The sequence below is a fragment of the Prosthecobacter debontii genome (assembly GCF_900167535.1).
Taxonomy (GTDB): Bacteria; Verrucomicrobiota; Verrucomicrobiia; order Verrucomicrobiales; family Verrucomicrobiaceae; genus Prosthecobacter; species Prosthecobacter debontii.
The window spans coordinates 82,361-94,332 of the sequence record NZ_FUYE01000014.1 but is presented as its reverse complement, the minus strand read 5'-3'; the positions used below and the strand labels follow the sequence as shown (position 1 = coordinate 94,332).

The following is an 11,972-nucleotide window of genomic DNA, read 5'->3' as shown; positions in this document are numbered from 1 at the left end:
TGCTTGTGAACCCCTAATAGGCACTAATGCGCTAATGATTTCTGTGGTCCAATCATCAGTGCCCATCAGTGGTTTGAAAAGTTGATTTCAAGAGCACTTTTGAATCAACACCGATGCGCCATTGGAAGGTCGTCGCGTTCTTGGATTAGGCTCCAACTTCGGCAGGTGCATCCCCGCGCACATCATAGCGCAGTTCCACCAGACCTGTGCCGAGTTGCTTCACCGCCGTCAGCTTGAAGGCGCGGGTGGCATGCCGTGGGAACAGAGGCTTGCCCTTGCCTAACGTCACCGAGCCCACCTGCACGATGATTTCATCGAGCAGACCCGCATCGTAAAACTGCCCTGCCAGCCCACCGCCACCCACGACCCACAGATTTTTGTCCCCAGCCGCGGCTCGCATTTCCTCATGCACCGTTCGCACATCGCCTTGGACAAAACGGAGATCTGCTCCTTCGATCTTGGGCAATTCACGACTGGTGAAAACCCACGTTGGTTGGGTATAGGGCCAGGGTGAGCCGACCTCCGCCACGACCTGCTCCGCATTCCGCATCATCCATTCATAAGTCCCTGAGCCCATCGCCAAGGCACCGACCCCAGCAATGAATTCTGGATAGGTCGTCTCATTCACATCGCCCAGGGGGAAGAGCCACTCCAACGAATCATCTTCCGTGGCAATGAATCCATCCAGACTGGTGGCGGTGTAGTATTGGGTTTTCATGGGGCGGTGGAAAGGAGACGGAAAACCGATGTTCGCCAGTGTCTATTCGGGGTTCGAATGGCTTCACCTCGCGCGCCGACTGCGACAGGCATGAATCAGCCCCGTTTGCAGGAAGGGTGCGGGTGGTTCAAACCCTGCATCGGCAATAATAGAGCGGACTTCTTCAGGCGGGATCATCGCCACTTCACGACCGTAAACGACACGTAAGTTCTCGACATTCTCGGCAGGCACATCGGCCTGCCGCATGAGGGCCATCCAGATTTCGAGATCCTCTTGATAGCCTTGGGAAGGCAAGTCTCCCGCCAGATCGGCACTGACCAGCAATCCATTTGGAAGCAGGCGCTCGGCGATGGCGCGGTAATACTGAACTCTTGCCGCACGATCCACGATGAAGTGAGACACCAGCAGGGAAGTGGCCGCATGAAAGGGCTCGGTCGCAGGCAGGGTATTCAGATAGCCTTCATGGAACTCGCATCGCTCGGCAATCCCTGCCGCCTCGGCTTTCCTCCGACACAGCGCCAGCATGGGGGCAGAGGGCTCCACGGCCGCGAAATGCCAGCCTGGAAACATGGAGGCCAGCTTGAGAATCTCTGCCCCGGTCCCGGCTCCCACACAGAGAATGCGAGCGTCAGCGGGTAGAGGATCAAAGACGGCGCAGATCAAGAGATGCAGCGCATCTCGGAGAGGGGCGGTTTTCTCAAAGCGCTTATCGTATTGCGCCGCGTGGTCTTCGGTGAAAAAAGCAGCAGGATCGGTCTTGGACATGCGAGAGATCGGAGAGTTGGGGAAAGTGACTCTACGTTTCGTGATTCGTCGCTGGTTGATCTTGTGATAACCATGCGACGGAATCGTTTAATGGGAGTCATGCTGCGGATAGGGCAAAAGGGCAGGCCCTATCCAATAGATCCAAGCGAGTCCTGCAAAGACACTCGCGCATCCGGCCCATCCTAAAGATTTCAAAGTGCCATGTCGTGCATGGAATCGGGTCATAGCAAAGACGGAAAGAAGCGGATAGATGAGCATGAAGATGGGCAATGCTAGGTGATGAAACCCGAGTATCTCAGAGAGCTTGGCCTCGTCAGACATCGACCCATCGACAATCACTTTGAGCCACCGCAGACTCGCCATTCCAAACGCGGTAAAGATCCAATCCACGGGTCTGATCAAATCACTTGGCATCCGATTCCTCCACAGCAGCCACCCCATGCTGAGGGAAGCCAAGGTGAGTTCGATGATGGGACCCGCCAGGATGACCCAAGCCAATTTCTGGCCGAGAATTTGCATGTCTGCGGACGACAGCAACATTTGGTCATAGCATAGCTTTGGGTGAGCCCCCAGGGAAAGAGCTGTGCTGTAATGAGCCAGCTCATGGGTGAGAATCAGCAGTGGCATAAAGACCGCTGTGATACCAATGGCGAGGAGGTCATTTTTTCTTGCCATAGATGGGTGATCCGTTAGCTCGATCAGCGGGCCAGGGCAGTCTTGAATTCCTCCAGGGTCATACCCGCACTGGGATCATGATCCAGCTCTGCATCTCGCTGCATGGCCTCTGCAATCTCCTCATCGAAGATGGCGCGCTGAGCTTCAGGAAGCTGGAACGCTTGTGCTTCGAGTTCAATGAACCTTGCCATCTTGGCAAGATGATGAACTCATCCGCAGAAATTAGCAACCTGCGGCTTGAGGTCCACGAATCGCTCCACTCAATTCCTCATAAAGCGCCTGCACCTTGGGCATCGCTAGACCTGCGGCCGCTGCTTGGCGCACGGGCTGTCCCCAGATGGCTTCGAGTTCCACTTCACGACCTTCGAGGTAATCGATGAGTGAGGAGGGCTTGTAGGCCTGCATGGTGCGGGTGCGCTCGATCATGTCGTGGACGAGGCCTTCTGGGAGTTGATGGCCGAGCGCGGCGGCGGTCTGAATGATCTCGGTCATCAGTTCACGAACGCGGTTTTCCAGCGTGGGATCAGCCAGGATGGCGGCGGTATCGATGCCTCCGGCGGCAATGGACAGTCCGTTGAAGGGGATGTTCCACACCAGCTTCTGCCAGCGTGCTGCAGCGAGGCTTTCGACGACTTGGCAGTCAATCAGACTGTCTCGAAACGCCTGGGCGATGGCGTGGGTGCGGGGAAGAGGAGCGCGGGTGTGTTCCCCCAGATTGATGCGGCCTTGAGCCAGATGATGAATGACCCCTGGGGCGAGGCGATTGATGCAGACGAAGCACAATCCACCAAGCACGCGCTCCGCACCGAAGTGCTCGGCCAAGAACTCTTCATTGCCCAAGCCGTTTTGCAGCGTGAGCAGCAAGGTTCCCTCATGAAGAAGCGGCGGGATGAGATCGAGCAGAGCTTCATTGGCCGTGACCTTGAGGGCGATGATCACCAGATCACACGGACCGATCTCCTCAGGGCTGCGATGTGCGTTCACCTTCAGCTGGACGTCGCCCTGCGGACTGGTGATCTGCATGCCCTCGCGGGTGACGATTTCATAGTCACTGCGCATGAGAAAATGCACATCGTGTCCGTGCTGAGCCAATCTGCCGCCATAGTAGCAGCCCACGGCTCCAGCCCCGATGATGGCAATGCGGCCTAACGAAAAGGAATGAGAAGAGGCAACCACGGAAGATTCAGAAGACACGGAGGTGGGAGGTTTTGGAGAAACAAATATTCCGTGAGGCCATGTCATGTCTGACACGGAAGTGCAATTCACTCGGATGGAGAAGCGGTGGGCCAAAGACCCAGATTCGTGAGAGCTTCGACACGTTCGGCCCGAGTATTGAAATAGAAGTGAGCATCAATGGGATGGAGTTCACCGTTGGTGTCTAAAATGACATTGTTCTCATGCAAATCATTGATGCACAGATGGCAGTTAAGGGAATCTCCAACCGTGAAACTCGGGATCAATGAGTTTGGAGATTCGTGATGCAGTCCCCTGGCTTCAAGTCCCTCTTTTAGAGCCGCCCAAGGTGGATGGACTCCTTCGACAAAAGGTTGTGAGACGACAATGTGAAGCCTTCCATCATAAAGATAAAAACCCTCCAGGTGGATGGAATCTTGGAAAAGGTAGTTTGAGAGAAGATGGTCCGTTCGATAGTCGAACAAGGATTCGGTGGCGACTGCCTGGACGTCGAGATCTTTGACGACGCGGTTTTGAGATAAGAAATGCGCGACTTTGTGTTCACTGCCACTGCGCATGGCATGCGTTGCCATGAAATCCCGGATGCCAGTTGGGTCCAGCCATAAGCCGGTGCTGCTGGCAAACTGGCTCAGGGCCTGGGTTTCATCGTCGCCTGCAGCGCCTGGACTTTTTCCAGGGTCATCGGGCCCTGATTGCTCAATTGCCGCTGCCGCGCTTCGGAGAAGACCTTGCGGACCTCCGAAATCGTCTTGGGCTTGGTGATAGGCACCTGGATCTTGGGCATAAGCAGCGAGCAATGCTCTAAGCTGCGATCAGAAACCCTGGAATCAAGCAAAAGGTTTTCACTGGGTGTGCTACCGCCTCCGTCGAAGTTCTGGTCTTTATGGAAGCCCTCTGTTTTGAGCAGTCGACGCGGCGGCGCTCTCGGTCAGAGCGCCCGTCTTGATTCATCGCTCGTGGAACTTACGCAATCAAATGCCCTGTGATTGGCTTGGCGAGCTCGGTTTTCACCGTGCTCACGAGATCCTCGATGGCGATGAGTTCCTGGCTGCGGCTGACGAGGTTTTTGATCGTGACCTGCGGGTATTCACCCCCGAAGACGATGGCGAGGCGGGCCTTCTGATTTTCAGCGGCTTGGAACTGCTTGCCAACCTTCTGGGAGCCGAAGCTGAAGTCCACGCGCACATTGGCGGAGCGAAGCGCCTGCACGGCAGCTAAGGCATGACCACGTTGGGCTTCATCGGCAATCACCACATAAGCATCCACGCCTTGCTGGGCATTCAGATATTCGGTGATGCCCATCTGGGCACCAGGAGTTTTGGAGAGTAAGATGCCAAGTACGACATCCCCCATAGCGAAGCCGGCGGCTGGCATGTCCACATGACCATCGCTCATCAGAGCGCAGAGCTTGTCATAGCGTCCACCACCCGCCACAGCACGCAGGCCATGCTTGAGATCGAAGACTTCAAACACGGTGCCGGTGTAGTAGGCCAGACCGCGCACGATGCTGGCATCGATCTTCACATAAGGCCAGAGACCCCGTGCGGTGAGATCCGCACGCAGGGCTGCGAAGGCTGGATGATCACCATCTGTGGAGGTCATGAAGGAACGCACCTCATCCAAGGTTAGGCCAATGGCGGTGAGCTTTTGGGCGGTCTCTTCAGGCTTGGCGCGTTCGATCTTATCGATGATCTGAAGGAAGGCCGAGCCATGTTCTTCCGCGATGCCTTTGTCCTTGAGGAAATCGGTCCAGATCTGGCGATTGCTCAGGCGGATGACGAAGTCTTCTTTAGAGATACCGAAGGCGAGCATCACATCGATGGCCAAGGCCACAAGCTCCGCATCGGTGCCTTGGCTGGCATCACCGAGGATGTCGGCATTGAACTGGATGAACTCACGCGTGCGGCCTTCCTGAGGCTCTTCATAGCGGAAGCAGGAGCCGATCTGGAACCACTTGATAGGTTTCTTGTAATCGCGATGACGGGTGGTGGCCATGCGGGCCAGGGAAGGGGTCACCTCAGGGCGCAGGGAGATTTCGCGCTCCGCTTTATCTTGAAAGCAGAAGAGCTGAGCCGTGATCTCATCACCGCTTTTTTTGCGGTAAAGGTCCGTGCTCTCCACGACGGGAGCTTCGTATTCGACAAAGCCGTAGCGGCGGGCGACGGAACGCCAGGTGTCGAAAATGTAGTTACGCAATGCGCACTCCTCTGGGAAGAAGTCGCGAAAGCCTTTGACGGTGCGGAAGGAGGCCATTAGAAGGGCCGGACACATGGCTGCCTGGGCTGCGAATTTCAACCGAAAATGAGTCCTACAGCTTTGTGGGATGCCCCATGCTGACTGACCTGTTGCTCCGAAACTTCCGCTGTTTTGAAGAATGCCGCGTCACGCTGCATCCTGAGATGACGGTCTTCATCGGGCGTAATGCCCAGGGGAAAACCTCTCTGATGGAGGCGGCTTGTGTGCTACTCCGGCTACAATCTCCCCGCACCAGCAATCGTGGTGAACTCATCCGCTTAGGTGCTAAAACCTTGCTGATCGAAGGCACGCTGGATGGGCATCGGCTGCGCTGTGCACAGTCCGCCTCGGTGCGCCGATTGGCGGTCGATGGTGCGGTGTGTGGTCGCTCCGCAGATTATCTGCAATCCAGCGGTCTGCTGGTGTGGATGGACCATCGCGATATGAATCTGCTGCGAGGTGGCGCAGAGCATCGGCGGCGTTATCTGGACTTCGCTGCTAGCCAGATGTTTCCTGACTATCTTAAGGCCCTGCGTGGTTATGAGCGTGCACTGAGAGGGCGTAACTATGTGCTCAAGCGTGATGCCGTTATCGCTTGGAAACAAGCTGATGCCTTTGCCAAAGTGATGGATGATTTCGCCCAGGTGATTATCGCCAGGAGACAGGAGTTGGTGGCGATCCTTCAGCCTCACGTCACCCGCATTCATGGAGTCTTAAGTGCTGGGGGCGAGGTTGGCGTAACGAACTATGCACCCAGTCTTATCGAGGGATCCTTGCTTGAAAAACTTGGGCTGTTGCGTGAGGAGGAACAGCGTCTGCGGCAGACCCTCGCGGGACCGCATCGGGATGATGTGGATCTCAAGCTCAATGACCTGGATGCGACCTCCTTTGCTTCAGAGGGACAGCAGCGCAGTATGGCGCTCTCTCTAAAAATTGCTCAGGCCCACGCCTTGGAACAGGTATCGGGCAACGCGCCACTTTTGCTCTTGGATGACGTATTTGGTGAGCTGGATGCGGATCGGCGCCGAGCGCTTCTTCAACTCCTGCCCACGGGCACTCAAAAGGTTCTCACCACCACGACGCTGGATTGGGCGCGGGGCGAGTCTCTCCCCGGACAGGTGTATGGGGTCGATAGGGCTCGGATCGAGCTCAAGTAAAACCTTTACGCCGCCTAAGTTTTAATCTTGTTTTTAAATATTGCGTATTGCAATACAATGACTGTCAGGAGTCGAAATTTCAATTTTCTCAGCGGGGATTCTTCCCTTGACCCTAAAAAAGCCCGCTCTTAATCTTCCGACAAGTTCAGGAGCCCCGTGGGTGGCGCTGCTTTTGTGATCTGAGAAAAGCCGGATTCCTTCCACTCCCCCACAGGGTCCGCTGCTACAATTTTCTCAATCTCAACATTTTCAGCTTCATCATGCTAGGCAAACTTTTCGGCTTTGTCGCCAACGACATCGGAATCGACCTCGGAACAGCAAATACTCTCGTTTACGTCAAAGATCATGGCATCGTGCTCCGAGAGCCGTCCGTGGTGGCGGTAAAATCCGGCTCCAATGAGGTGGTCGCCGTGGGGGATGACGCCAAGCGCATGCTCGGGAGAACGCCGGGTGGCATCACCGCCATCCGCCCCTTGAAGGACGGTGTGATCGCCGACTTCCGCGTGACTGAGGCCATGCTGCGTCACTTTATCAAGAAGGTCCAAGGCGGCGGTCGTAAGATGCGTGGCCCACGTGTGGTCATCGCGGTGCCCTCGGGGATCACCGAGGTGGAAAAGCGTGCCGTGAAAGAGAGTGCCGAGCAGGCAGGTGCCCGTGAGGTTTATCTGATCGAGGAACCCATGGCCGCTGCGATTGGCGTCGGTCTGCCCGTGCAGGAGGCTGCTGGGAACATGATCGTGGACATCGGTGGTGGCACCACTGAGGTGGCCATCATTTCTCTCAGCGGTATCGTTTACAGCCGCAGCGTCCGCGTGGCTGGGGATGAGCTGGATGAGGCCATCATCAACTACATGAAGCGTGCCTATAACCTCATGATCGGGGAGCGCACGTCTGAGGAGATCAAGCTGCGCATCGGTTCTGCTTTCCCGCTGGGTAAGGAAACGACGATGGAAGTGAAAGGGCGCGACATGGTGGCCGGTCTGCCAAAAACGATCACCATCACCAGCCAAGAGGTCCGTGAGGCCATGCTGGAGCCGCTGAATGCCATCATCGACGCCGTGCGCACCACTCTGGAGCGCTGCCCACCTGAACTTTCTGCCGACCTCGTGGACCGAGGTATCATGCTCGCCGGTGGCGGTGCCCTGCTGCGGGGGCTGGATAAACTGCTCCAGGAAGAGACGGCCCTCCCCGTGCATGTGGCTGAGGACCCTCTCAGTGCCGTGGGCGAAGGCACAGGCCGCGTGCTGAGCGAGCTGGAATTCCTGCGCAAGGTCAGCACCACGGACGTGTAAGGGAACTGCCATCGATGGAACCCCATCCTGCTCCGTTCACAGCGAGGCTGAAGGAATGAGGCGGAGTAAGATCAAAGGCTGAACCATGAAAAAGCTCAATATCCTGGCACTGCTGCTGTTCATCGCGGCGGTCGTATCCGTCTTCACGATGGATACGCCTGTGACGAGGGACATCCAGAGCCGGACGATGACGGTGCTCGCTCCATTCATCCACTCCAGTGCGGCGGTGGAGCAAAGTGTCAGCGGGGCGATTGCCTCCCCAGATGATCCACGCGAGCTGAAGCGCGAAACGGATCGGCTCCAGATTGAGGTGGACCGGCTGCGCATCATTTCGCAGAAGCACGCGCAGACACTGGAGGAAAATCGTAAGCTGCGGGACCTTCTTGAGTTCAAACAAGCTGCTCCTTTTAAGCTCACAGCAGCACGTGTGATCAAGCGTGTCTCCTCCACCTGGTGGAACAGCATGATCATTGACAAAGGGTCGCTGGACGGTTTGGCGACGGATAGTCCGGTGATCAGCGCTGCTGGGTTGATCGGTAAGACTGGCAAACTAGCCCCGCATATGGCGGAGGTCATTTTGCTCACGGATGAGACCTGCCGTGTGTCGGCTCGTATCGAGGGCACCTTGGAACAGGGCATTCTTTCTGGGGAGCGTGCTGGGCTGGACCTGCGTCCGGATTTGCATTTGCGCTTTCTGAACAAGAACGTGTTTATCAATCCCGGTGCCAATGTGATCTCCACGGGGGAAGGCGGGCTGTTTCCTGCCGGTCTGCTCGTTGGCCGTGTGAAGCGTTTTGTTAACCGCGATCTCTCAGGTGAGGCGGTCGTGGAGCCCGCAGTGGACTTCTCCCTGCTGGAGCATGTTTTCGTCGTGGAAATGCAACCGACGGCCGAAGAAGCGGCTCAACCTGTTGCGCCCAACAAATAGTGTATCCACATGATCCCGGCGATGAAAGATGTGCGAACCTATGATGCATCAGGGGTCTTTGGGATGCATTTGGTTAGTCTCTGCTCACTCGCTGGACAAAACATGACTTTGGCCGCCGTTTCGTAAGACCATGGTTTTCTATCCCGTCACTTTCCTGCTGCTGCTGATCACCTTCGTGGTGCAGGAGTTCATTCCGGGGATCCCGATGGCTCAGTATGCCACGCTGTTTCTGCCGCCGGTGTTTTTCTTTGCTGCTTCCGTGGCGGTGCCTTTTCCGGTCATGTTGATGCTGGCGTTCGTCACAGGCTTCCTCTGGGATGCCCGCTACGTCCCGGGGGTGTTTGAGCCGGCGAAGCATGTGACGAATTCATTTCTGGGAAATGGGATCATGCCTGAGCTGGACATGGTGGCCGGCGGGTTTGGTTTCGGGCTGTCCATTTTGCTTTTCGGGTTGCTGGGCACTTTCCTCCAGGGGGTGCGGCCTCTTTTCCGTCGTGGACGGCTGGAACTGCCGGTCCTGTTGGTGGGGTTCACCACCTTCGCTTGGCTGTTCAGCGAATACATGATCATGACTTTTTTGCGTGGCAGCCTTTATTTTCCAACGGGAGTCTGGACCAAGATGGTCACAGATACCCTCCTGGCCATGCTGGCATCTCCGTTGATTTTCCTTCTCCTCTACATGCTAGCCGGGCTGTCGCGTTACGAAATCAAATATGAAGGACTGAGGTATTCATTCGATGGTCGTTAAATATCGCTTTCGTCTCTACCTGATGACCCTCGCCATGCTGTGCGGGTTTGGGTTGCTCGTGTATCGGCTCTGGTCGCTGCAGATTGTGCGGCAGTTAGAGTTCGTGAACAAAGTGCCGGAGGCTAAGCGCCAGCTCGCTCGTATCCCGGGTGTTCGCGGTGAGATTAAGGATCGCAATGGGATCGTGCTGGCCACCAACAAAGCCTCCTTTGAGGTGCAGGTGAATTTGCGGGAAGTCTTCGAGGAATACGCACGGCAATGCCGTCAGAAGAAGGTCGATATCCCAGTGGTGCCTTTCGAATACATGGATCGTGGTCTGCCTCGTAAAAAAGAGGAGCCGGACATCGTGCGCATGTTTCAGGAGCTGATCATCTCCCGCTTGGATGAGATGGGGCTGGCAGTGCCTTACAATGCGGACGCACTGCGTGTGCACTATCGCAGCTTTGGCGGTGTGATTCCGTGGGTCTATCGCGACAGTTTGAACTTTGCCGAGTTCAGCCGCTTTGCGGAGCACAATCTCGGCTTACCCGGAGTGACGGTGGCGGAGCGCGGCAGCCGTGTGTATCCTTATGGAGCCATGGCGTGTCACATCATGGGGTATGTCCGCCTTCCAGATGATCAACGTGTGTCGGTGGAGGAGCGTAAAGGCTGGGACTACTACATGCCAGATGACTACGGTGGCGCGGGGGTAGAGAAAAGTTTCGATAAGCATCTGCGGGGCAAGCCCGGGGTGCGCACCATGCAGGTGAATGAGCGTGGTCGCTTGGTGGGAGAGGTCAGCTACGAAGCCCCGCGCAAAGGCAATGACGTGTATCTCACCCTGGATGCCCGCATCCAATACATTGCCGAGAAAGCTTTGCGGGATGGTAAAGTGGGACGTGGCTCGGTCGTGGTGATTCAGCCTCAGACCGGAGAGGTGCTGGCCATGGCCTCAGTGCCGAGTTATGACCCGAATCGCTTCATCCCGAGCATCTCTCAGGCAGACTATGACATGCTGCTGTCTAACAAGACGGTGCCGCTGATGAACCGTGCCACCCGCACCTTCGTGCCGGGCTCCACTTACAAGGTGCCTATCGCTTTGGCCGGGTGCTTGGCCGGTATTCAGAATCGTAATTTCAACTGCGCAGGCAGCGTCACCTACGGCAGCAAGGCCATGCAGTGCTGGATTCAACGTCAGAGCGGTGGCTCTCACGGCTCCCTGGGCTTGAGTGACGCTCTCATGCGCTCCTGCAATTGCTACTTCTACCAGTATGGCAATGCGGCGGGGATCGATAACATCACCAAGGTGGGTAAGATGCTCGGGCTCGGTGAACGCACGGGCATCGAGTTGGAAGAAGATGAAGGTGGTATTTTGCCCAATCCGGCTTGGCTACGCATGACCAGCCCCCGGGATCGCTGGAGTAATGGTCATACGGCTAACACCTCCATCGGGCAGGGCAGCGTCCTGGCCTCGCCCTTACAGATGGCCTCAGTCTCGGCGGCTGTGGCTTCGGGCAGGTCCTACATTCCCCACCTGTTGAACCGGGTGATGGATCACGATGAGCTGGTGATGGAAAACAAACCCACCCTGCGCACCGACCTGAGCCAATTTTTCGATCCGAAGTCCCTGGAGCTGGTGCGCAAAGGCATGTGGAAGGTGGTCAATGACGCCGGCGGCACCGCCAAGGGAGCCCGCATCCCTGGGGTAGAGGTCGCTGGAAAAACCGGCACCGCTCAAAACTGGCGGCGTAACGAAAAGGGGGTGCGTGTGGTAGATAACCATACCTTGTTCATTACCTTCGCGCCCTACGTCAATCCCAAGTTCGCCATCTGCATCCTCGTGCAGGGAGGAAAGTCCGGCGGTGGCTGTGCCGCACCGGTGGCTCACCGTGTCCTGGAGCAAGCCCTGGCGCTGGACAACGGCTATCAAGTCACCCCAGAGCCTCTGGGTGAGGTGGAGGGTAATTTCAATCCGATCGAAGCCGTCACCTACTCGGATCTGGCCCTGCCTGTCGTGGCAGCTGCGGATGAGGATGGCGATACGGGGACCAGCGAGCCCCAGCATGAATCTACTGACGAAGCACCGAGCCCACAAAACACACCGAACATCCGCAAGAATGCGGATCGTGAGGGCTCGGAAGGTGTGAACTCCAACCGTGCGGTGCCAAAAGCAGAGCCTGTCCGCAGAGCTCCGCTGTTTAACCGTGGAGGCAACTCCGACTCGACGTCTCCTCCCTCCAACGGGGGCGGTTTTTTCCGTCGGCTCTTTCGGCAGTAGCCC

12 protein-coding genes are annotated in these 11,972 nt (G+C 56.7%); 5 read left to right on the top strand and 7 right to left on the bottom strand.

Translation table 11 applies throughout. The features are described 5' to 3' along the window. Positions 1–145: 145 nt before the first annotated feature. The 7 genes from B5D61_RS18420 to hisS all read right to left on the bottom strand — a co-directional run bounded on the left by B5D61_RS18420 (position 146) and on the right by hisS (position 5,605). On the bottom strand, positions 146–718 hold the full coding sequence (locus tag B5D61_RS18420) for a dihydrofolate reductase family protein (RefSeq protein ID WP_078814899.1): 573 nt from the start codon (positions 716–718) through the stop codon (positions 146–148). Positions 719–781: 63 nt separating this feature from the next. Next, positions 782–1,483 carry a class I SAM-dependent methyltransferase gene (locus tag B5D61_RS18415; RefSeq protein ID WP_078814898.1) on the bottom strand — a complete coding sequence of 234 codons (702 nt, stop codon included), beginning with the start codon at positions 1,481–1,483 and terminating at the stop codon, positions 782–784. An 87-nt stretch (positions 1,484–1,570) separates the two neighbouring features. Then, positions 1,571–2,158 (bottom strand): hypothetical protein, encoded by a 588-nt coding sequence (locus B5D61_RS18410; RefSeq protein WP_078814897.1) that lies wholly within the window; start codon positions 2,156–2,158, stop codon positions 1,571–1,573. Positions 2,159–2,181: 23 nt separating this feature from the next. Further along, on the bottom strand, positions 2,182–2,349 hold the full coding sequence (locus B5D61_RS26425; protein ID WP_176159518.1) for a hypothetical protein: 168 nt from the start codon (positions 2,347–2,349) through the stop codon (positions 2,182–2,184). Between the two features lie 31 nt (positions 2,350–2,380). Further along, a complete protein-coding gene (locus tag B5D61_RS18405; RefSeq protein WP_245846563.1) occupies positions 2,381–3,352 on the bottom strand; it encodes a putative 2-dehydropantoate 2-reductase in 972 nt (323 codons plus the stop codon). A 68-nt stretch (positions 3,353–3,420) separates the two neighbouring features. Continuing rightward, positions 3,421–4,149 carry a putative polyvalent protein kinase domain-containing protein gene (locus B5D61_RS18400; protein ID WP_078814895.1) on the bottom strand — a complete coding sequence of 243 codons (729 nt, stop codon included), beginning with the start codon at positions 4,147–4,149 and terminating at the stop codon, positions 3,421–3,423. A gap of 166 nt (positions 4,150–4,315) precedes the next feature. Next, positions 4,316–5,605, bottom strand: a complete 1,290-nt coding sequence (gene hisS / locus B5D61_RS18395) for a histidine--tRNA ligase (protein ID WP_078814958.1) — start codon at positions 5,603–5,605, stop codon at positions 4,316–4,318. A gap of 77 nt (positions 5,606–5,682) precedes the next feature. Between hisS and recF the strand changes: the two genes are divergently transcribed. From recF to mrdA, 5 genes are all read left to right on the top strand, one after another. Next, positions 5,683–6,744, top strand: coding sequence for a DNA replication/repair protein RecF (recF, locus tag B5D61_RS18390; protein WP_078814894.1), 1,062 nt, complete (start codon positions 5,683–5,685; stop codon positions 6,742–6,744). Positions 6,745–7,004: 260 nt separating this feature from the next. Then, positions 7,005–8,036: a rod shape-determining protein gene (locus tag B5D61_RS18385; protein ID WP_078814893.1), complete on the top strand. Its 1,032-nt coding sequence runs from the start codon at positions 7,005–7,007 to the stop codon at positions 8,034–8,036. 85 nt (positions 8,037–8,121) lie between these two features. Beyond that, positions 8,122–8,964 (top strand): rod shape-determining protein MreC, encoded by an 843-nt coding sequence (gene mreC, locus B5D61_RS18380; RefSeq protein ID WP_078814892.1) that lies wholly within the window; start codon positions 8,122–8,124, stop codon positions 8,962–8,964. 130 nt (positions 8,965–9,094) lie between these two features. Further along, positions 9,095–9,712 carry a hypothetical protein gene (locus tag B5D61_RS26420; protein WP_078814891.1) on the top strand — a complete coding sequence of 206 codons (618 nt, stop codon included), beginning with the start codon at positions 9,095–9,097 and terminating at the stop codon, positions 9,710–9,712. Continuing rightward, positions 9,702–11,969 carry a penicillin-binding protein 2 gene (gene mrdA, locus B5D61_RS18370; RefSeq protein WP_078814890.1) on the top strand — a complete coding sequence of 756 codons (2,268 nt, stop codon included), beginning with the start codon at positions 9,702–9,704 and terminating at the stop codon, positions 11,967–11,969. Before B5D61_RS26420 ends, mrdA begins: the two co-directional genes overlap by 11 nt. Positions 11,970–11,972: the final 3 nt, after the last annotated feature.